Raw genomic sequence first — 20,879 nt, forward strand, 5'->3', positions numbered from 1 at the left:
CCTCGTCCCCCGGCCCCGCGAATCAGCACCATAGCGCTTGCGCGAATCGGCGTGAAGAATCAATCAGCGCAAAAATAAAGCCGGGCGAAAAGTCAATCGCCCGACCTCAATATCTAGTGGTAATTTCCGCTGTGGTTAATAGCGGTAGTGTTCCGGCTTGAACGGTCCCTGCGGGGTCACGCCGATATAGGCAGCCTGTTCGCCGGACAACTCGGTGAGCCGGGCGCCGAGCTTGTCGAGATGCAGGCGCGCGACCTTTTCATCGAGATGCTTCGGCAGAACATAGACCTGGTTTTGATACTGGCCGGGCTTGGTGTACAGCTCGATCTGGGCCAGCACCTGGTTGGTGAAGGACGCCGACATGACGAAGCTCGGATGGCCGGTGGCGTTGCCGAGATTGAGCAGGCGGCCTTCCGACAAGAGGATCATCCGCTTGCCGTCCGGGAAGGTGATCATGTCGACCTGCGGCTTAATGTTGGTCCACTTCAGATTGCGCAGCGACGCCACCTGGATCTCGTTGTCGAAGTGGCCGATATTGCCGACGATCACCATGTCCTTCATCGCCCGCATGTGGTCGAGGGTGACGACATCCTTGTTGCCGGTGGTGGTGATGATGATGTCGGCGGTCGGGGCGGCATCTTCGAGCGTGACGACTTCGAAACCGTCCATCGCCGCCTGCAATGCGCAGATCGGATCGACTTCGGTGACCTTGACGCGGGCGCCGGCGCCCTTGAGCGACGCCGAAGAGCCCTTGCCGACGTCGCCATAGCCGCAGACGACCGCAACCTTGCCGGCCATCATCGTGTCGGTGCCGCGGCGAATGCCGTCGACCAGCGATTCCTTGCAGCCATATTTGTTGTCGAATTTCGACTTGGTCACGCTATCGTTGACGTTGATCGCCGGGAACGGCAGCAGGCCCTTCTTCTGCAACTGATAGAGCCGGTTGACGCCGGTCGTGGTCTCTTCAGTGACGCCGCGGATCGCTTCCTTCTGCTTGGTGAAGAAACCGGGCGATGCCGCCATACGCTTCTTGATCTGGGCAAACAGGATTTCTTCCTCCTCGCTGCCCGGATTGGAGAGCACATCCTCGCCGGCTTCGGCGCGCGCGCCGATCAGGATGTACATGGTGGCGTCGCCGCCATCGTCGAGGATCATGTTGGAGGTGCCGCCATCGGCCCACTGGAAGATCTTGTCGGTGTAGACCCAGTAGTCCTCGAGCGTCTCGCCCTTGACGGCGAAGACCGGAATGCCGGCCTCGGCGATGGCCGCGGCCGCATGGTCCTGGGTCGAGAAGATGTTGCAGGAGGCCCAGCGGATATCGGCGCCGAGCGCCTTCAGCGTTTCGATCAGCACGGCCGTCTGGATGGTCATGTGCAGGGAGCCGGTGATGCGCGCGCCCTTGAGCGGCTGCGCCTTGCCGAATTCTTCGCGGCAGGCCATCAGGCCCGGCATTTCGGTTTCGGCGATCTCGATCTCCTTGCGGCCCCAGCCGGCAAGCGAGATGTCGGCGACCACATAGTCATTGCTACCCGTCATGGCAGTGCTCCGATCAAGAATTGTCTTCGGGATGCGCCCACGCCGGAAGGCGTGTCGAAGGGCGCGAGTTGCCGGCCTGACTAGCAGATCGTCGGTCGGACGACAATGGGATATAAAGAAATCTTTATCCGTGCATGTCTTCGGAGACGCCTCGGTCCGAAATCGGAATTGGTTTCCGGAAGCACGATGCGCAAATTCAAAGTGCTAAAGCGTCCTTTGCGCGTCCAAATGAGGCGCGGCGCTCTGGGCGTCAGGACTCCTCGCCGAAGCGGGAGGCGACCAGTTGCTCCAGCGCGTCGATCACCTGCTCGGCCTCCGGGCCGCTGGCGGTGACGCGGATCGAATAGCCGGGGCTCGCCGCCAGCATCATGAGGCCCATGATCGAGGTGCCGCCAACTGTGACGCCGTCCTTCTCGACCTGGACGGAGGCGTCGAAGCCGCTGGCGACCTGAACGAACTTCGCCGAGGCGCGGGCATGCAGGCCACGCTGGTTGACGATTGGAAATTCCCGGACGATGTCACTCTTCTTGGCCGACAGCGCGTTCATTTGCTGCTCAGAAGCTGGCTGGCGACATTGATGTATTTGCGGCCGGCCGCCTGCGCCTCGTCCAGCGCTGCGCTCATATTGTCGCCCTTGCGAATGCTGGACAGCTTGATCAGCATCGGCAGGTTCATGCCGGCAATGACTTCGGTACGACCGGATTCCATCACCGAAATGGCGAGATTGGAGGGCGTGCCGCCGAACATGTCCGTCAAAACGATGACGCCGGCTCCCGTGTCGACACGGGCAACGGCGTCGACGATGTCGCTGCGGCGCTGCTCCATATCGTCATCGGCGCCGATCGCCACGGTCTCGAAACTGTCTTGTGGCCCGACGACATGTTCCACGGCATGGCGGAATTCGGCGGCCAGTTGACCGTGCGTTACAAGCACGAGTCCGATCATTCTTTGGTGGCTCCCGTCATCGCCGCTTCATAGGCGTTTCATGCTCGCCGGCCATTCTAGGCGGCGGGAGCGCTATCTTGTCGACGCGAGACGCGTTGACAAGCCCAAAATTGCACAGGCCCAGGCCATTTTGACGCATTGCAGCAAAAACCGGGAACCGGATCATACGAAAGGCGCAATTGGCAGCCGCGCCATCATGGCCAGCAAGGCGGTGGAGACGTTGCGTTCTGCAAAATCGATTCGCGGCACCAGAACGCCCGCGATCGGCTCGCCGACATCTTCCTGGAAGCGGGCCATCTCGGTTGCCGGCACCAGCCGGACATGAAGATCGATCACGCCGCCGGGCTCGAACGACAATGGCCGCGGACCGAATCCGGGCACCTCGGCGAGGCCAGCGATGGGAGCGGGCACCCGACAGACCAGCCGCCCCGCGTGATCGGCAGCGAGGAGCCTGTCGTCGCCGATCAGCCGCGAAAACAATCCATGCTGGCGACAATGATCGATGAGGGCGAGCGCCAGCGTCGTCTTGCCAGAGCCGGACGGTCCCGTGATAAGGACACCACGCTCGCCGATCAGGATCGCCGTGCCGTGAATGTTCTCGGCCTGCACAGTCGGATCAGGCATGGTCTTGTCCGAAACCCGGTTCCCACTTTTCGCTGCCGCGGACCCACTTTTCGGAGTCATGCTTTTTGGTTTACGCATGATCTTGTCCGAAAACCGGTGCCACTTTTTGGGATCATGCGTCAGCCTTCGGCCGGCAGTGTCACGACGAAGCGGGCGCCCTTGATCTCGCCGGGTTTGGTGCCCGGGATGTTCTCGGCGGTCAGCGTGCCGCCATGGGCTTCGACGATCTGCCTGCTGATCGACAGGCCGAGACCTGAGTTCTGGCCGAACGCCTCGCCGGCCGGCCGGTCGGTGTAGAAGCGTTCGAAGATGCGGTCGATGTTGTCGGCCCTGATACCGGGACCATTGTCGTCGACGGTGATGATGTTGACCTTGCCGGCGCGCGCCAGAGATATGGCGATGTGACCGCGCTCTTCAGGAACGAAGGAGCGGGCATTCTCGATCAGATTGGTGATGACCTGGCCGATCCTCAGATCATGGCCGGCGACGAAATAGCCTTTGACGCCCTGCGGCAGTTTGGCGACCTTGAATTCGATGTCGACCGTCTTCTTGTTGCGCGTGGCCGTGCGCGAAACGTCGACCAGATCCGTGATGAATTTCTTGAGATCCACGGTTCCTGCGTCTTCCCGCGCGAGCTCGGCGTCAAGACGGGAGGCGTCGGAAATGTCGGTGATGAGACGGTCCAGCCGCCTGACGTCGTGCTGGATGATCTCCATCAGCCGACCGCGCGACGTGTCGTTCTTGGCCAGCGGCAGGGTCTCCACCGCGCTGCGCAGCGAGGTCAGCGGGTTCTTCAATTCGTGCGAGACGTCAGCCGCGAAACTTTCGATCGCCTCGATGCGGGCGTAGAGCGCATTGGTCATGTCGCGCACCGCGATCGACAGATTGCCGATCTCGTCCTGCCGGTCGGAGAAGTCCGGGATTTCCTCGCGATTCTTGACGCCGCGCCGGACCCTGACCGCCGCCGCCGACAGCCGGCGCAGCGGGTTGGCGATGGTCGAGGCGAGCAGCATCGACAGGATCGCGGTGACAAGGGCGGCGATGCCGAAGACGCGCAGGATCGCCTTGCGCTCGGCCGCGACGATCTTGTCGATGTCGCCGCCTTCCGTCGACAGCATCAGCACGCCGAGGACGGCGCGGAAGCGCTGGATCGGCACGGCGACCGAAACAATCTGCTCGCCCTGTTCGGAGATCCGCACGATGGTCGACGGGCTGCCGGTAAGCGCCTTGACCACCTCCGGAAATGCTGCGCCATTGCCGCCCGGCTGTTCATGGTAGACCGGCAGCGCGGTGTTGCGGAAGAAGTCGAAGACGAACTTCTGGACACGTTCCAGAAGGTCGGGCTCTTCCGCGTCGACCGGCGGCAGGTCGTAGCGAAGGATCTGGCCACGCGAATAGAGATGACGGGAATCGAGCAGCAGATTGGCGTCGCGATCATAGATGCGGGCGCGCGTCCGTGTCGGCGAAATCAAGCGCCTAAGCACCGGCGCGACGCGCTCCGGATTGATCGGAAAATCGAGATTGTCGAGCTGATCGGAGCCGGGGCCGAGGCTTTCGCCGGCCTGCAGTTCAAGCAGCTTTTCCGGATCGATGCTGATCGAATCGGTCTCGACCGTCGCCGATGCCGCGATCGCGCCGGCGATGATCTCGCCCTGGGTCATCAGGCTTTCGACGCGGGCATCGATCAGCCCGTCGCGAAACGTGTTGAGGTAGAGAATGCCGGTGACCAGGACGGCCAGGCCGGCGAGGTTGAGGAAGAGAATGCGCCGCGTCAGGCTGGAAAAGATGTGGTGGCCTAGGAAACGGCGCATTGGCACCGTGATTTTCGACAGGAATGCCGGCAGAATCCGCGACGGGCGCCGGGCGCCCGTCCGTCTCACTCGCTCTACGTCCACTGCCATCGAATAGCAGCCCCCGCTCAGTCTTTAGTTTTGGGCATGTCGTTGTCCCAAAACCGGGACCACTTTTGGGCGACATGCATCAATTCATGCTTCGCGGAACCGATATCCGACTCCGTAAAGGGTTTCGATCATCTCGAAGTCATCATCGACGGCCTTGAACTTCTTGCGAAGCCGCTTGATGTGACTGTCGATGGTGCGGTCATCGACATAGACCTGCTCATCATAGGCCGAATCCATCAGCGCATCACGGCTTTTTACCACACCGGGGCGCTGGGCCAGAGAATGCAGGATCAGGAACTCGGTGACGGTAAGTGTCACCGGCTCGCCCTTCCAGGTGCAGGTGTGACGCTCCTGGTCCATGACAAGCTGGCCGCGCTCGAGCGAACGGGCCTGCTGGCTGGGCGTCTTGGCCGACGCCTCGCGGGCGCTGGCACGGCGCAGCACGGCCCGAACCCGCTCGACCAGAAGACGCTGCGAGAAGGGTTTGCGGATGAAGTCGTCGGCGCCCATCTTGAGGCCGAAAAGCTCATCGATCTCGTCGTCCTTGGACGTCAGGAAGATCACCGGCAGGTCGGATTTCTGGCGCATCCGGCGCAGAAGCTCCATGCCGTCCATGCGCGGCATCTTGATGTCGAGGATGGCGAGATTCGGCGGGCGCGCCGCCAGACCTTCCAGCGCCGACGCCCCATCCGTGTAAGTTTCGACGCGATACCCCTCCGATTCGAGGGCGATCGACACCGAAGTCAGAATGTTGCGGTCGTCGTCGACAAGCGCGATTGTTGCCATTTCAAGTGGCTCCCTCATGAGCTGTCCCTTCTTTGGTCGAGAAGGGGCTTCTGCAGGACAAATTAGGTACAAAATGTGGCACAGGCTTCGTCCGCTGTCACGAGCGGCACTCCGGCGGCCATAATTTCACCTCAACATGGATTGGACTGTTAAAGACCGCCAATCCTTTGGGCAACCGCCTGATTTTTTGCACATATAAACGATTTAAACAACTTTCAAAATATTTAAATCGATTAATTATTTGATATCATTTGGCTTTTCTGGTTGTCACCGTTACAGTCTCCTTGGTGGGGGCTCCGGAAATTCGCCGGCCAGGATGCTGCAAATCGAAGAAGGAACCCCTCATGTCGGAAGCCGGCAAACGCAATCCCGCATGGGCGATCGATCGGATCGGCCTAAAGACCACGGCCGCGGTGCGCTATAATTTCGGCGAAGCCGCCCTTTACGAGGAAGCGGTACGCCGCGGCGAGGCCCGGCTCACCGCGCATGGCGCACTGGTCGCCGAGACCGGGCAGCACACCGGCCGCTCGCCCAAGGACAAATTCGTCGTGCGCGACGAGACCACCGGGCCGCATGTATGGTGGGACAACAACAAGGCGATGTCGTCGGCCCAGTTCGAAACGCTGCTCGCCGATTTTCGCGCCCATGCAGCAGACAAGGATCTTTATGTGCAGGACCTGGTCGGCGGCGCCGATGAGGACTTGAAGCTGACGACAAGGGTTGTCACGGAGCTTGCCTGGCACTCCTTGTTCATCCGCAATCTGCTCATTCGCCCGGAAGCCGCCGAGCTCGAGCATTTTGTGCCTGACATGACGATCATCGACCTTCCGTCGTTCCGCGCCGATCCGGTTCGCCACGGCACCCGCACCGAAACGGTGATCGCCGTCGATCTGTCGCGCATGATCGTGCTGATCGGCGGCACCTCCTATGCCGGCGAAATGAAGAAGTCGGTGTTCACCGTGCTCAACTATCTGTTGCCGGCCAAGGGCGTGATGCCGATGCATTGCTCGGCCAATGAAGGCGCCGGCGGAGATGCGGCCATCTTCTTTGGCCTCTCGGGAACCGGCAAGACGACACTGTCGGCCGATCCGTCGCGCACACTGGTCGGCGACGACGAGCACGGCTGGGGTCCGCATGGCATCTTCAATTTCGAAGGCGGCTGCTATGCCAAGACGATAAAGCTTTCGGCAGAAGCCGAGCCGGAGATCTTCGCCACCACCCAACGCTTCGGCACGGTGCTGGAGAATGTGGTGCTCGATGCGGGCCGCGTGCCGGATTTCGACGACGGCAGTCTCACCGAAAACACGCGCTGCGCCTATCCGCTCCACTTCATCCCCAACGCCAGCAAGACGGGCCGCGCCGGTCACCCGAAAAACATCATCATGCTGACCGCCGACGCATTCGGCGTGATGCCGCCGATCGCACGGCTGACCCCGGCGCAGGCGATGTACCATTTCCTCTCCGGCTACACCGCCAAGGTGGCTGGGACCGAAAAGGGCGTCACCGAACCCGAAGCGACGTTTTCGACCTGTTTCGGCGCACCGTTCATGCCGCGCCATCCGTCGGAATACGGCAATCTGCTGCGCGAACTGATCGCCCATCACGGTGTCGATTGCTGGCTGGTCAACACCGGCTGGACCGGCGGCGCGTACGGCACCGGCAAGCGGATGCCGATCAAGGCGACGCGAGCGCTGCTTGCCGCGGCACTCGACGGCTCGCTGAAGACGGCCGACTACCGCACCGACGCGAATTTTGGGTTCGATGTGCCGGTGGCGGTTGCGGGCGTCGACCGCGCCATTCTCGATCCGAGATCGACATGGGCCGATACCTCAACCTATGACCTGCAGGCGGCGAGGCTGGTGGGCATGTTCGCCATCAATTTCGAAAAATTCGAACCTCATGTCGACGCCGTCGTGCTCGGCGCCGCGCCGCGCATGCGCGAAGCCGCGGAATAATTACCTGCTGGGTATTCTGTGCCTCAAGGCCGGGACCGGGATCGGGAAGGCCCGACCCGGGGATCGGCCCTTTTCTTTTTCCGTTTGCCGCGCCATGACTGCGGCATGAACGCCGACGACAAGATCATCATCGCCGACGATGCGGTGATCCATCCGGATGACCTGCACGAGGACTTCATCCGCTCGTCGGGCCCTGGCGGCCAAAACGTCAACAAGGTGGCGACGGCGGTGCAATTGCGCTTCGATGCGGCGAATGCGCCGGGCCTGTCGGAGCGCGTCCGCGAGCGAACCATAAAGCTCGCCGGCCAGCGCGCCACCAAGGATGGCGTCATCGTCATCGAGGCCGGACGCTTCCGCACGCAAGAGCAGAACCGGGCGGACGCCCGGGCGCGGCTTGCGGAACTGGTCGCCACGGCCGCCGAACCGCCGCCGCCACCGCGCAAGAAGACGAGGCCGTCGAAAGGCGCGATCGAAAGGCGGCTGAAGACCAAGGCTGGGCGCGGCACAATCAAGAAATTGCGCGGCCGGGTGGACGACGATTAGAGCAACGTGCGTCCCCTCGGACGCACAAAATACGCCTGACATTTTGTATCCACATCGTGTTTTTCGAAAATCGATTCCACTTTTCGGGCCGATGCGGCAGGCGCGACATCGATCGCTGGTCGACGGTTTCCAATTCAAGGTTGCAGGTGGCAATTTTGGTATTCGCCACAGCAAGGGAGACACAGATGGGCATGTTTGATTTCGTCAAGGGCGTCGGCAAGAAGCTCGGCTTCGGCGACGATGAGCCGGAGCCGACCGCCGATACGCTCAAGAGGGAACTCGATTCGCACACCTCGGCACAGACAATGTCGAAGTCGTCGTCAAAGGCGATACGGCTGTCCTGAAAGGCGTGGGTCAAGGATCAATCGATCTTCGAAAAAGCGGTCATCGCCGTTGGCAACACGCTCGGCGTGGCCAAGGTGCAGGCGGATGAGTTGCAAGTCGCCGCACCCGAATCCGGCACACCCGCTGCCCCGGCCAAGGAACCGACTTCTACACGGTCAAGAAAGGCGACAACCTCTGGAAGATCGCCGAAAGAGCTACGGCAATGGCAAGGGTGCGAAGAACACGATCATTTTCGATGCCAACAAGCCGATGCTGACCCATCCGGACAAGATTTATCCGGGCAGGTCCGGCGCATACCGGATCTCGACCAGGCCTAACCAGATCGGGCCTGACCAGATCGGGCCTGACCAGATCGGCGACGGCCAATCGACAACGGCGGCTTTCGGGTCGCCGTTTTCATTTGATGGTGGCATTCTGGTTCCTTGCAGACCAACGGATCAAGCGACCATGCTCGTTCTGCCCAAAGGCGTCCGCCACATGCCCGGCTATCTGTCCCGCGCGGTGCAGGAAGCGCTGGTCGAGGATGTGAGAGGGGTCGTGCAGGAGGCTCCCTTGTTCGTGCCGGCCATGCCGCGCACCGGCAAGGAGATGAGCGTGCGCATGACCAATTGCGGTTCGCTCGGCTGGGTCACCGATAAGGAGGGCGGCTATCGCTACCAGCCGACGCACCCGGTGACCGGAATGCCCTGGCCGCCGATCCCGGACGTGCTGCTGGAGCTGTGGCGGGACGTGTCCGCCTATCCCCATCCGCCGGAGGCCTGCCTGGTCAATTTCTATTCGCCGGACGCGAAGATGGGCCTCCATCAAGACCGCGACGAGATCGATTTCTCCGCGCCGGTCGTCTCCGTTTCACTGGGCTACGATTGCCTGTTCAGGGTCGGCCAGACCACGCGCGAAGGCGGCACCAAATCGTTCAAGCTGAAAAGCGGCGATGTCGTCGTGCTTGGCGGCGAAGGCCGCCTCTGTTTTCACGGCGTCGACCGCATCTATCCATCGACCTCGGCATTGCTGAAGAACGGCGGGCGGATCAACCTGACGCTGAGACGGGTGACCTATCCTGGCTAGAGCGGCGGACTTTCAAGTCGAGGCGTATCGCCGCTCTCTCTCTTTTTCAAGTATCGGATTTCCCCAAGACCGGCACCCGCTTCGGATATCCAGGCCCGCCGCTTATCGGCCGGAAAAGATCCAGCGTTCCAGAACAACAAAGTTGACCACCGGAATGAGAATGCAGGTGAGCAGTATCGGAATCGTGACCGGCAGGCCGAACTGCCCGACGAGGAGCAGCGGAAGAAGATAGGCGATGGCAAGGCCGGATCCGGTCAGCACGGCGAAACGCGGCGCTTCGAATTGATGCGAGCCGGCCGACATGAAGGTGAAGAACTTGTGGCCGAGATAGGAGAATATTGCCGCGACCGCATAGGCGGCGACGGAGGCTGTGGCCGGCGGCAGGTATGTTGACCCGGCACTGGTGAAGAGGCTAGCACAAAGCGCGTAGAGCACTGTGGCCGCGAGCCCCACCGAGGCGAATTTGAGAAGCCGGCGCGGAGCAAGTGTTCCGCGCCGGGCGGAAATGTCAGGCCGGCGCAATGCAGGCATATTGATCACCGGCTCCCCACAAAATGCTCCGGAATTGGCAATCGAACGATAGCGGGGCACTGCCTAAGGCGCCGTTAACCGCTTCGTTACAGCTTCCTTAGCGCCACTTCCTCGACCAGATGATTGGCGCCCTTGCGCAGGATGAGATCGGCGCGGGCTCGCGTCGGCAGGATGTTCTCGCGCAAATTCTTCAGATTGATGTTGGCCCACAGGCCTTCCGCGATGGCGCGGGCCGCTGCTTGAGAAAGTTGCGAATAGCGGTGGAAGAAGGAGTCCGGATCGCGGAAGGCGGTCTCGCGCAGCCGCATGAAGCGGGCGATGTACCATTGATGGATCAGCTCCTCTTCGGCATCGATATAGATGGCGAAGTCGAAGAAATCCGACAGGAAAGGCACAATCTTGCCGTCCTTCGGCAGCTTGCCCGGCTGCAGCACGTTGATGCCTTCGAAGATCAATATATCGGGCCGGTCGATGGTCTGGAACTCGCCGGGAACGACGTCGTAGGTCAGGTGCGAATAGACCGGCGCGCGGACATTGCGCTGCGCCGATTTGATGCCCGACAGGAAACGCAGCAATGCGCCGACGTCATAGCTGTCGGGAAAGCCCTTGCGTTCCATCAGATTGTTGCGGCGCAGGATTTCGTTGGGAAGCAGGAAGCCGTCTGTGGTGATCAGATCGACCTTGGGGCTCGACGGCCAGCGCGCCAGCAATTCCTTGAGCACGCGCGCCGTGGTCGATTTGCCGACCGCGACAGAGCCGGCAATGCCGATGATGAAGGGCGTCTTGACGACATCCACCGCGTTGAAGAAGGCCTGGCGCTGCCTGAACAGAAGTTGGCTCGCCTCGACATGTGCCGACAACAGCCGGGACAGCGAAAGATAGATGCGCTTGACCTCTTCGAGGTCGACCGGGTCGTTGAGCGAACGCAGGCGACGGACCTCGTCCTCGCCGAGCGTCATCGGCGTGTCGGCGCGGAACTGCGACCATTGCTCTGCCGAGAAAAACCGAAAGGGCGAATATTTCTCGGTGGGGGCGAGCTGGTCCATCGAGTTTCCTACCCTCCGCAGCGATCAGCCCCGGTCCTGCCGAGACGCCTTTTCGGCGATGCCCGAACGACCGGTGCGGCGTTCGAGTTCGGTCAGGACATCGGCAAGCGGAATGCCGGCGACGCCCAGAACGACAAGCCAATGATAGATGAGATCGGCGCTTTCCGAAACGAGGGCTTGTCTGTCACCGCCAACGGCCGCGATCACCGTTTCGACCGCCTCTTCGCCGAGCTTCTGCGCCGCCTTGTCGATGCCCCGTGCGAACAGCTTTGCCGTCCACGAATCCGGATCGCCGGAATGCGCGCGTTCCCTGATGATTGTCTCCAGATCGGAGAGCGAAAACTCAGCCATGGCGCCATCTATCTGTTTGTTTAAGCACGTCTTTTCCGAAAACCGGTTGCCATTTTTCGCTGGCGCGGACCTTCGGTTCGGGATCATGCTTTAGAGCCGATCACCCGGGGAGTCCAGTCGCATCGGCAGGCCGGCGCGGGCCATATGCGCCTTGGCTTCGGCAATGCTGTAGGTGCCGAAATGGAAGATCGATGCCGCCAGCACCGCGCCGGCATGGCCGTCGCGAATGCCCTCGACCATGTGATCGAGCGTGCCGACGCCGCCGGAGGCGATGACCGGCGCACGCACGGCGTCGGCTACCGCGCGGGTGAGCGCGATGTCGTAGCCGGCCTTGGTGCCGTCGCGGTCCATCGACGTCAGCAGGATCTCGCCGGCGCCGCGATCGACCATCTGCTGAGCGAATTCGACCGCGTCGATGCCGGTCTTTTCGCGGCCGCCATGGGTAAAAATCTCCCAGCGGTCGGCCTCGCCTTCGCCCGATACTTTCTTGGCATCGATGGCGATGACGATGCACTGGTTGCCGAATTTGTCAGCCGCCTCGGCGACGAAATCGGGATTCTTCACCGCCGCCGTATTGATCGACACCTTGTCGGCGCCGGCCAAAAGCAGCTTTCTTATGTCGGCGACCTGTCGCAAGCCGCCGCCGACGGTCAGCGGCATGAAGCATTGTTCGGCGGTGCGGGCGACGATGTCGAAGATGGTTTCGCGATTTTCGGACGAAGCGGTGATGTCGAGGAAGCAGAGTTCGTCGGCGCCAGCGGCGTCATAGGCCTTGGCCGCCTCGACCGGATCGCCGGCATCGACCAGGTCGACGAAGTTGACGCCCTTGACGACGCGGCCGTTCTTGACGTCGAGACAGGGGATGACGCGGGCTTTCAGCATCAGATCCTCGCAAGGGCGGCAAGAAAATCGCCAAGCAATTGCCCAACGACAGGCGGAACCTCGCCCTTGGCGTCAAAGGCAGGATCGTAGGCGGACAGGGTGACGCCGACGATCGGGATCGACTTGGCCAGCCCGCAAACCAGTTGCCGCAGTTGCTCCGGATTTGGACCTCCCGGCCGTGCATAGCGGTTCACTTGCAGCACATCGGGATCGTGAACATCCAGATCCAGATGCAAATGCACTTGGGCCGCGCCGGCCGCCTTGAGCTTTCCGACATTGTCGAGTGCATCGGGCCATTGGGCGCGAATGATTGGCAACGTCTCCAGAAGCCGCCTTTCATCGGGATCGAGGTCGCGTGCATCGACCAGCATGCACCGCGACGGGTCGATCGCCTGGAAGCCGGGAATCGCTGACGTCATAGGGCGCCAGCAGAGCCCCAGCGTCGTCGCCAGCGCCATGCCGTCGAGAAAGCCGTAGGCGGACGTCTCGGGCGTGTTGAGATCGCCATGCTGATCGATCCAGATGATCGAATCAGCGGTATCGCCAGCCACCGCACCGGCGGCGGTCAGGCAATTTCCGGTGAGCACAATGGGAAAACGCTCATCGTCGCGCGCCATGTCGACCTTGGTGGCGACTGCCCGACAAACCGCGAAACCTGTCGCGATTTCGCGTTTCTGGGCATCGCCGACTTCGCCGATGTCCTCGACGACGACATCGTGGCCGCGAAAGGCAAGTTCATCGACGAGGCCGCCGGCAATGATGGCGTCGGGGCCCTGGCCACAGCCGGCATGATAAAGGCCGCTGTCATAGGGTGCGAGGATGACCGAGAGTTTCATCGCGCCCTCGCCTTCTCCGGTCCTGCCGCCAGGATCGCCAGTGCCTCGGCCGGATCGATACGCCCGTCATAAAGCGCGCGGCCGGAGATGGCACCTTCGAGTTTTTGCGCATCGGGCATGGTCATGCGCACGATGTCGGCGATCGAGGCAAGCCCCCCGGAGGCGATGACCGGGATTGAAACTGCTTCGGCGAGATCGATGGTGGCATCCCAGTTTATGCCGGTCAGCACACCGTCGCGGTCGATGTCGGTGTAGATGATGGCGGCGACGCCGGCGCCCTCGAACTTCCTCGCCAGTTCGATGACGCCGAGGCTCGAGGCCTCGGCCCAGCCCTCGACCGCCACCTTGCCGCCCTTGGCGTCGATGCCGACGGCGATCTTGCCCGGGAACGCCTTGCAGGCCTGCCGGACCAGATCCGGATCGCGCACGGCCACCGTGCCGAGAATGATCCGGGCCAGCCCGCGATCGAGCCAGTCCTCGACCTGCGCCAGGGTGCGGATGCCGCCGCCGAGCTGCAGCGGGTTTTTCGTCGCCTTGAGGATGGCGCCGACCGCCGCGCTGTTGACGCTCTGGCCCTTGAAGGCGCCGTTGAGGTCAACGACATGCAGCCATTCAAAGCCCTGTTGCTCGAAGGCCCTGGCCTGCGCGGCCGGGTCGTCATTGTAGATCGTCGCAGTCGCCATATCGCCGTGCTTCAGGCGCACGCACTTGCCGTCCTTGAGGTCGATGGCCGGGAACAGGATCACTTTCAGGCGCCCTCGACGATCGCGAAATGGCCGGTCGAAGCCGCCAGTCGATTCCGTAGTGCGGTCTGATAGGCCGGCGACTGGTAACAGTTCAGCGCTGTCTGATAAGAGTCGAACTCGACCACAACATGCCTGTCAAATTCCGATCCTTCTGGGTTTGTGACCTGTCCGCCGCGCACGAGATAGCGGCCGTCATAGCGCGAAATGGCGTCACCGATGGCGTCACGGTAGCACTGATAACCGTCGGGGTCAGTCACCGTGAGCATGACCACCCAGTAGCCTTTCTTACTCATGATCCTAGGGCCTCCAGCGCAGAAAATTGGTGATCAGCGCCAGGCCAAGCTCCTGGCTCTTTTCGGGATGAAACTGCGTGCCGGCGAGATTGCCGCTGACAACAGCGGCCGTCACCGGACCACCGTAGTCGGCAATCGCCAGCACCTCCTCCGGCTTCTGCGCGTCGAGATGGTAGGAATGAACGAAATAGGCATGCAGTCCCTTGGCGCCGGTCGGAATGCCGGAAAACAGCGGATGCTTGCGCGTGAGCTCGATCGTATTCCAGCCGATCTGCGGGATCTTCAGCGCAGGATCGGCCGGGGTGATCTCCTTGACGTCGCCGGCGATCCAGCCAAAACCTTTTGTAACGGTCTTTTCCAGGCCCCGCTCCGACATCAGCTGCATGCCGACGCAGATGCCGAGGAATGGCCGCCCCTTGGCGATCGCGACCTCCTCGACCGCTTCCCACATGCCGGCCACAGCGCGCAGCCCGGCCGCGCAATCGGCATATGCGCCGACGCCGGGCAGGACGATGCGATCGGCGGTCCTGACACGCTCGGCATCGGCGGTCAGGTCGATCGCTGCGGCGATACCGGCTTCATGCGCGGCGCGCTCGAAGGCCTTGGTGGCCGAGCGCAGGTTGCCCGAGCCGTAGTCGATGATCGCGGCGCGCATGTCAGGGTCTTCCGGGAGTGTGGTTCAACCCTAGCGCGATGCCCATATGTTTCGGCCGGGCATGGGCGGCGTCCGGAACGATGCGCGGCACTGGCGCTTGCTCGTCCGCTTGCGCTTCGGCTTCCAGCACATAGCGCGTATCGGCATCGTCGAGCCTGTTGGCCTCGACGACGCCCCATTCATGCCAGCCACGACGGCGCAGTGCGGCGATCCGCAAGGCCTGACCCTCCAGCCCGACATAGAGCGATACAAGCAGCGACAGCAGCGGGCCGGCCAGCCCAAGCCTCAGCCCTTCGGCAAGCATCGAAAGGAGAGCCATGGCGACAAACGCCAGTGCTGCCTCGATCCACAACCGGTGCCAGAGCAACCACAGCGGCGACACGAGGAAGCCGAGCCAGGAAAACCCATCCCGGACAAAGGTTACATCAGGCTTTTCGCCGCGGCCCGGCGGTTCCATCACGACATAGACGGCCATGGCCTATCCCTTCAGAGATCCCTTGGTGGACGGAACCGCATCCCGCTGGCGCGGGTCGCTTTCAAGCGCGAAACGCAGCGCGCGCGCCACCGCCTTGAAGCAGGTCTCGGCGATGTGATGATTGTTTGCGCCGTAGTGGTTGGCTACATGCAGCGTGATGCCGGCATTCTGCGCCAGGGCCTGGAAGAATTCGCGCACCAGTTCGGTGTCGAACGTGCCGATCTTCGGCGACGAGAACGCAACGTTCCAGACAAGGAAAGGACGGCCGGAAACGTCGATCGCCGCGCGCGTCAGCGTCTCGTCCATGGCGAGATCGACCGAGGCATAGCGCATGATGCCGCGCCGCTCGCCCAACGCCTTGGCCAGCGCCTGGCCGAGCGCGATGCCGGTGTCCTCGACCGTGTGGTGGTCGTCTATGTGCAGATCGCCCTTGGCCTTGACTGTCATGTCGATCAGCGAATGGCGCGACAGCTGGTCCAGCATGTGGTCGAAGAAACCGACGCCCGTCGAAATATCGGATTTTCCCGAGCCGTCGACCTGGACCGACACGGAGATGTCGGTCTCCCCAGTCTTGCGGCTGGCGTTGGCGGAACGGGGCGGCATGACCTCATCCTTGTCCAGAGTTCAGACGTTCCAAGCGTCCACGTGCTTGAAAACGAGAGCCTTCTAGCAGCATGATCCGGCGATTGCCAGTTGCCATGCCAGGGGATATCGAGCCTGGCGGGTGGCTGGTTTGCAATCATCGGACCTATGCATACATATGGCCGATCAAGTCACTCGTAACGCGCCAATCGCCTTTTCGGGACCGGTGCTGATCGGAGCAGAAGATGTCGAATGAACTGACCATGCACGCCACGACCATCGTGACGGTGCGCAAGGGCGGCAAGGTGGTGATTGCCGGCGACGGCCAGGTCAGTCTCGGCCAGACCATCATGAAGGGCAATGCCAAGAAGGTGCGCCGCATCGGCAAAAGCGGCAATGTCATTGCCGGTTTCGCCGGCGCCACCGCTGACGCCTTCACCCTTCTGGAGCGGCTGGAAGCCAAGCTCGAACAATATCCGGAGCAATTGACGCGGGCCTGCGTCGAACTCGCCAAGGACTGGCGCACCGACCGCTATCTGCGCCGGCTTGAAGCGATGATGCTGGTTGCCGACAGATCGGTTTCGCTGGCGCTGACCGGCACCGGCGACGTGCTCGAACCCGAACATGGCGTCATGGCCATCGGTTCGGGCGGCAATTACGCGCTAGCCGCGGCGCGCGCACTGATGGACACCGACAAAGATGCCGAGGAGATCGCGCGCAAGGCGATGCAGATCGCATCCGACATTTGCGTCTACACCAACAACAACTTCGTCATCGAAACGCTCGATGCCGGCTGAACCGGCCGCTGGCCATGATCCAGAAAAGTGGAAACCGGTTTTTGCTCCGCTGACCTTCGGTTCGGAGAAGATCATGGCCAAACAAGAAAATAGATACGATTTTCGGCCGGTGACGGAGTCGGACCTGCCGATGATTGCGGCATGGCTGGCCGAGCCGCATGTCGCGGAGTGGTGGGATGATCCCGAGACGGAGATCGCCCAGATCCGCCAACACATCGACAGCATTTCCGTCGAACCGCTGATCATCGAGCTCGATGGCGAGCCGATCGGCTACATGCAGAGCTACGACCCGCATCTGGAAGACGGCCATCCCTATAGCGACCAGCCGTTCGGTACGCTCGGCATAGATTTGTCGATCGGCAGGCCTGAGCTTATCGGACGCGGCCACGGCTCGGCAATTGTCCGGCAGTTCGTGGAACAGCTGTTCGAGGAAGGGGCGCCGCGTGTCATCATCGACCCGGATCCATCCAACGGACGAGCGATCCGCGCCTATGAAAAGGCCGGTTTCAGAGCTATCGATCGAAGGCAATCGGAATATGGCGACGCCGTGCTGATGGCAATCGACGCCGAAGAGGACGATATCGAATAAGGCGACGCCGAATAAAGCCGAAGAGGGGCAGTAACAGCATGAGCACAACCGGCGCCGACAAACCCGTCTCGGCCTATGAAGACAGCTGGCGGATGGGACTTCTGCTGGTCCTCGGCCTGATCATATTCCAGGCCGGAGTCCTTTACGGCATGGGCCGAACCCCGATCTGCACATGCGGCTATGTCAAGCTGTGGCACGGCATCGTGCAGAGTTCGGAGAATTCCCAGCATATTTCCGACTGGTACACATTCTCGCACCTCATCCACGGCTTCCTGTTCTATGCGCTGGCGTGGGCTCTGTTCCCGCGCTCGCCGATCGGGCTCAGGCTGGCATTTGCGGTCGTCATTGAGGGCGGGTGGGAACTTCTCGAGAACAGCCCGTTGATCATCGAGCGCTATCGCGCCGGCACGATCTCCCTCGACTACTATGGCGACAGCATCATCAATTCGGTGGCGGACACGCTGGCGATGGTGCTGGGATTTGTGATGGCGCGCAGGCTTCCTATATGGGTGATCGTGACCCTGGCCGTCATCTTCGAATTCGGTGTCGGCTACCTCATCCGGGACAATCTGACGCTCAACGTGATCATGCTGCTGCATCCGTTCGAGTCCATCCGGCAGTGGCAAAGTGGAATTTAGGAATATGAGCACATTCTCGCCCCGTGAAATCGTTTCGGAACTCGATCGCTTCATCATCGGCCAGAAGGACGCCAAGCGCGCCGTGGCCATCGCCCTGCGCAACCGCTGGCGCCGCCAGCAGCTCGAAGGCCAGATGCGTGAAGAGGTGATGCCGAAGAACATCCTGATGATCGGCCCGACCGGCGTCGGCAAGACCGAGATCTCGCGCCGCCTGGCACGCCTTGCCGGTGCGCCGTTCGTCAAGGTCGAGGCGACCAAGTTCACCGAAGTCGGCTATGTCGGCCGCGACGTCGAGCAGATCATCCGCGACCTGGTCGAGATCGCCATCGGCCTGGTGCGCGAGAAGATGCGCGAGGATGTCAAAGCGCGCGCCCATATCAATGCCGAGGAACGTGTGCTGGAAGCGCTCGTCGGCAAGACGGCGAGCCCGGGCACACGTGACAATTTCCGCAAGAAGCTGCGCGACGGCGAGCTCGACAACAGGGAGATCGAGATCGAAGTAAGCGACACCGGCACTGGCGGCATGCCCGGCTTCGAGATTCCCGGCATGCCGGGCGCAAATATCGGCGTGTTGAACATTAACGACATGCTGTCGAAAGCGATGGGCGGCCAGAAGACCAAGACGCGCAAGACGACGGTGAAGGAATCGTACACGGTGCTGGTCGGCGACGAGTCCGACAAGCTGCTCGACCAGGACGAGGTGGTGCGCAGGGCGCTCGAATCGACCGAAAACGACGGCATCGTCTTCCTCGACGAGATCGACAAGATCGCCTCGCGGGAAGGCGGCATGGGCGCCGGTGTTTCCCGCGAAGGCGTGCAGCGCGACCTGCTGCCGCTTGTCGAAGGCACAACGGTGGCGACCAAATACGGACCGGTGAAGACCGACCATATCCTGTTCATCGCATCGGGTGCGTTTCACGTCGCCAAGCCGTCGGACCTGCTGCCGGAACTGCAGGGCCGACTGCCGATCCGCGTCGAGCTGCGTGCACTGGAGAAGGACGATTTCGTCCGCATCCTGACCGAGACCGAGGCCAGCCTGATCAAGCAGTACATCGCGCTGATGAAGACCGAGGGCGTTGATCTCGTCTTCACCGACGACGCCATCGATTCGCTGGCCGGCATTGCGGTCGATCTCAACGCCAGCGTCGAGAACATCGGCGCCAGGCGGCTGCAGACGGTCATGGAGCGGGTTCTGGACGAGATCTCCTATGACGCGCCGGACCGGCACGGCACGGCGGTGACCATCGACGCAGCCTATGTGCAAAAGCATGTCGGCGACCTGTCCAGAAACACGGATTTGTCGCGTTTCATCCTGTAGCAGGCAATCCATCCCACAAGAAATGGGCCGGGGGAGCCGGCAGGTTCTGAAACGTGTGGCCAAATGGAAGCATCTGGCCAGCTTTTGTCTTGCCCGGCGCAGGGGCCCTCGACTCCACTTCCAGCTTTACCTAGTTTGCCCGGCAACTACAGCGCCGCGCATCAGTTGGGCGTGCAAAGGGCGCTATACAGTTGGTTTTGCGCATGACCCCGAAAATCGATTCCGGGGGTCATGCGCTGTTGCAGGCGGCGGCGCATGAAAAAACTGATCCTCGTCATTCTCGGGCTGACGCTGGCGACAGCCATGTTCGCCGCCGAAGCGGCGACGATGGTGCCGCCGGGCAACAGTCATGCCGAGCAGCCCAACATACCGGGCGCCTCGAGCCGGCGCACCCAAGCCACCAACACCACCTTCCAGGCAAAATACCGCAAGGTCTATGCGCTGCTGCAGCACGACGCCGGTCTTCGCGGCAAGATCAGCCAAGCGGCGGCGACCTATGGCATCGACCCGATGCATATCGTCGGCGCCATCGTCGGCGAGCACACCTACAATGTCGACGCCTACGACCGGCTGCAGACCTACTACGTCAAGGCGATCTCTTATCTGTCGAGCAAGCTGTCCTTCGCCTATGAAGGCGAGGACATCACCGATTTTATGCAGCGGCCGCAATTCCAGGAATGCGCCGGCAAATCGGACAGTTATGCGCTGTGGGAATGCCGCGAGCAGGTGTGGAACCAGTCCTTTCGCGGCAAGACTGTCGGCGGTGAGAGCTTCCCCGACGACCGCTTCGGCGCCACTTTCTTCCAGCCCTATTATGCCGGCCAGACTTTTGGCCTCGGTCAGCTCAATCCGCTGACGGCGTTGCAGATGAGCGATCTCGTGCACCAGGTTTCCGGCCTGCCGAAGCTCGACGTCGGCGATCCGAACGCGGTCTACAAGACCATCATGGATCCGGACCTGACATTGGATTATGTCGCAGCGACGATCCGGAAATCGATCGATGCCTACCAGAGCATTGCCGGCTTCGACATATCGGGCAATCCCGGCATCACATCGACGCTCTACAATGTCGGCAATCCGGAACAGCGTGCCCATGCGCTGAAGGCCGAGAACGACAGGCGCCGCGACGCGGGCGAACCGGAGAAGCTGCCCGAGGAAAATTACTATGGCTGGCTGGTCAACGACAAATTGCCGGAGCTGAAGGCGCTGTTTTAGTTGTTAAATCCGACGCTTGGTACCTGATGACCACAGCCGCCCTGGGGTGGAGCCCCTGTTGGTGAGAGCCGATACAAGAGCGCAAATGCGCCAATAAGTGGACGAGGCACTCGGCCAAGGAGCCTATTGCCCTTGATGCAATGCCCTTCATCCGCACTTAGAGCGCTTCGCCTTTTGACTGAATCTGGATTCCCAAGTTTGCGCAAATCAGATTCGATGTCCTGA

Annotated in this window: 24 protein-coding genes and 1 pseudogene; 9 read left to right on the plus strand and 16 right to left on the minus strand. The window is 61.7% G+C overall.

From position 1 onward, the window contains the following. Positions 1–135 precede the first annotated feature (135 nt). The 6 genes from ahcY to ACWUKX_RS18530 form a co-directional block, all read right to left on the minus strand. Positions 136–1,536 (minus strand): adenosylhomocysteinase, encoded by a 1,401-nt coding sequence (ahcY, locus tag ACWUKX_RS18505; protein WP_029347442.1) that lies wholly within the window; start codon positions 1,534–1,536, stop codon positions 136–138. Between the two features lie 250 nt (positions 1,537–1,786). After that, the gene (locus tag ACWUKX_RS18510; RefSeq protein ID WP_029347441.1) at positions 1,787–2,083 is read right to left on the minus strand and encodes an HPr family phosphocarrier protein; all 297 of its coding nucleotides are present in this window, start codon (positions 2,081–2,083) and stop codon (positions 1,787–1,789) included. Beyond that, a complete protein-coding gene (locus tag ACWUKX_RS18515) occupies positions 2,080–2,481 on the minus strand; it encodes a PTS sugar transporter subunit IIA (RefSeq protein ID WP_029347440.1) in 402 nt (133 codons plus the stop codon). The genes ACWUKX_RS18510 and ACWUKX_RS18515 overlap by 4 nt, the downstream gene beginning before the upstream one ends. 162 nt (positions 2,482–2,643) lie before the next feature. Further along, positions 2,644–3,105, minus strand: a complete 462-nt coding sequence (locus tag ACWUKX_RS18520; protein WP_287335526.1) for an HPr kinase/phosphorylase — start codon at positions 3,103–3,105, stop codon at positions 2,644–2,646. Between the two features lie 119 nt (positions 3,106–3,224). Further along, the gene (locus ACWUKX_RS18525; RefSeq protein WP_029347437.1) at positions 3,225–5,006 is read right to left on the minus strand and encodes a sensor histidine kinase; all 1,782 of its coding nucleotides are present in this window, start codon (positions 5,004–5,006) and stop codon (positions 3,225–3,227) included. Between the two features lie 84 nt (positions 5,007–5,090). Further along, entirely contained in the window at positions 5,091–5,792 is a 702-nt protein-coding gene (locus ACWUKX_RS18530) for a response regulator transcription factor (protein ID WP_065011523.1), read from the minus strand. Positions 5,793–6,136: 344 nt separating this feature from the next. Here ACWUKX_RS18530 and ACWUKX_RS18535 point away from each other — a divergent pair, with 344 nt between their 5' ends. The 4 genes and pseudogenes from ACWUKX_RS18535 (at position 6,137) to ACWUKX_RS18550 (ending at position 9,700) form a co-directional block, all read left to right on the plus strand. After that, positions 6,137–7,747 carry a phosphoenolpyruvate carboxykinase gene (locus tag ACWUKX_RS18535; protein ID WP_456008303.1) on the plus strand — a complete coding sequence of 537 codons (1,611 nt, stop codon included), beginning with the start codon at positions 6,137–6,139 and terminating at the stop codon, positions 7,745–7,747. Positions 7,748–7,852: 105 nt separating this feature from the next. Next, the gene (gene arfB / locus ACWUKX_RS18540; RefSeq protein ID WP_095517444.1) at positions 7,853–8,290 is read left to right on the plus strand and encodes an alternative ribosome rescue aminoacyl-tRNA hydrolase ArfB; all 438 of its coding nucleotides are present in this window, start codon (positions 7,853–7,855) and stop codon (positions 8,288–8,290) included. A gap of 185 nt (positions 8,291–8,475) precedes the next feature. Next, positions 8,476–8,952, plus strand: a pseudogene (lysM, locus tag ACWUKX_RS18545) (peptidoglycan-binding protein LysM). 130 nt (positions 8,953–9,082) lie between these two features. Beyond that, positions 9,083–9,700, plus strand: a complete 618-nt coding sequence (locus ACWUKX_RS18550) for an alpha-ketoglutarate-dependent dioxygenase AlkB family protein (RefSeq protein WP_456008304.1) — start codon at positions 9,083–9,085, stop codon at positions 9,698–9,700. A gap of 102 nt (positions 9,701–9,802) precedes the next feature. Here ACWUKX_RS18550 and ACWUKX_RS18555 read toward each other — a convergent pair whose 3' ends face one another. The 10 genes from ACWUKX_RS18555 to hisB form a co-directional block, all read right to left on the minus strand. Next, a complete protein-coding gene (locus ACWUKX_RS18555) occupies positions 9,803–10,231 on the minus strand; it encodes a GtrA family protein (RefSeq protein WP_456008305.1) in 429 nt (142 codons plus the stop codon). An 86-nt stretch (positions 10,232–10,317) separates the two neighbouring features. Then, the gene (gene coaA, locus ACWUKX_RS18560; RefSeq protein ID WP_029347431.1) at positions 10,318–11,277 is read right to left on the minus strand and encodes a type I pantothenate kinase; all 960 of its coding nucleotides are present in this window, start codon (positions 11,275–11,277) and stop codon (positions 10,318–10,320) included. Positions 11,278–11,301: 24 nt separating this feature from the next. After that, the gene (locus tag ACWUKX_RS18565; RefSeq protein WP_292179790.1) at positions 11,302–11,628 is read right to left on the minus strand and encodes a phosphoribosyl-ATP diphosphatase; all 327 of its coding nucleotides are present in this window, start codon (positions 11,626–11,628) and stop codon (positions 11,302–11,304) included. 90 nt (positions 11,629–11,718) lie between these two features. After that, positions 11,719–12,510 (minus strand): imidazole glycerol phosphate synthase subunit HisF, encoded by a 792-nt coding sequence (hisF, locus tag ACWUKX_RS18570; RefSeq protein ID WP_456008306.1) that lies wholly within the window; start codon positions 12,508–12,510, stop codon positions 11,719–11,721. Then, a complete protein-coding gene (locus tag ACWUKX_RS18575; RefSeq protein ID WP_456008307.1) occupies positions 12,510–13,346 on the minus strand; it encodes an arginase family protein in 837 nt (278 codons plus the stop codon). The genes hisF and ACWUKX_RS18575 overlap by 1 nt, the downstream gene beginning before the upstream one ends. Then, complete coding sequence (hisA, locus tag ACWUKX_RS18580) at positions 13,343–14,092, minus strand: 1-(5-phosphoribosyl)-5-[(5-phosphoribosylamino)methylideneamino]imidazole-4-carboxamide isomerase (protein WP_456008309.1); 750 nt, start codon at positions 14,090–14,092, stop codon at positions 13,343–13,345. Before hisA ends, ACWUKX_RS18575 begins: the two co-directional genes overlap by 4 nt. Positions 14,093–14,094: 2 nt before the next feature. Continuing rightward, positions 14,095–14,385 (minus strand): DUF1330 domain-containing protein, encoded by a 291-nt coding sequence (locus ACWUKX_RS18585; RefSeq protein WP_456008310.1) that lies wholly within the window; start codon positions 14,383–14,385, stop codon positions 14,095–14,097. 4 nt (positions 14,386–14,389) lie between these two features. Next, the gene (gene hisH / locus ACWUKX_RS18590) at positions 14,390–15,040 is read right to left on the minus strand and encodes an imidazole glycerol phosphate synthase subunit HisH (protein WP_456008311.1); all 651 of its coding nucleotides are present in this window, start codon (positions 15,038–15,040) and stop codon (positions 14,390–14,392) included. Between the two features lies 1 nt (position 15,041). After that, entirely contained in the window at positions 15,042–15,515 is a 474-nt protein-coding gene (locus ACWUKX_RS18595) for a DUF2628 domain-containing protein (protein ID WP_456008312.1), read from the minus strand. A gap of 3 nt (positions 15,516–15,518) precedes the next feature. Beyond that, positions 15,519–16,118 (minus strand): imidazoleglycerol-phosphate dehydratase HisB, encoded by a 600-nt coding sequence (gene hisB, locus ACWUKX_RS18600; RefSeq protein WP_456008313.1) that lies wholly within the window; start codon positions 16,116–16,118, stop codon positions 15,519–15,521. Positions 16,119–16,342: 224 nt separating this feature from the next. Between hisB and hslV the strand changes: the two genes are divergently transcribed. The 5 genes from hslV (at position 16,343) to ACWUKX_RS18625 (ending at position 20,654) form a co-directional block, all read left to right on the plus strand. Continuing rightward, positions 16,343–16,894, plus strand: a complete 552-nt coding sequence (hslV, locus tag ACWUKX_RS18605; protein ID WP_065011536.1) for an ATP-dependent protease subunit HslV — start codon at positions 16,343–16,345, stop codon at positions 16,892–16,894. Positions 16,895–16,967: 73 nt separating this feature from the next. Beyond that, a complete protein-coding gene (locus ACWUKX_RS18610) occupies positions 16,968–17,483 on the plus strand; it encodes a GNAT family N-acetyltransferase (protein WP_065011675.1) in 516 nt (171 codons plus the stop codon). A gap of 38 nt (positions 17,484–17,521) precedes the next feature. Beyond that, a complete protein-coding gene (locus ACWUKX_RS18615; protein WP_095517453.1) occupies positions 17,522–18,121 on the plus strand; it encodes a DUF2585 domain-containing protein in 600 nt (199 codons plus the stop codon). Positions 18,122–18,125: 4 nt separating this feature from the next. After that, complete coding sequence (hslU, locus tag ACWUKX_RS18620; RefSeq protein ID WP_455839701.1) at positions 18,126–19,439, plus strand: ATP-dependent protease ATPase subunit HslU; 1,314 nt, start codon at positions 18,126–18,128, stop codon at positions 19,437–19,439. A 255-nt stretch (positions 19,440–19,694) separates the two neighbouring features. Further along, positions 19,695–20,654 (plus strand): DUF1402 family protein, encoded by a 960-nt coding sequence (locus ACWUKX_RS18625; protein ID WP_127208705.1) that lies wholly within the window; start codon positions 19,695–19,697, stop codon positions 20,652–20,654. Positions 20,655–20,879 lie beyond the last annotated feature (225 nt).

The sequence above is a fragment of the Mesorhizobium sp. f-mel genome, from assembly GCF_053850215.1.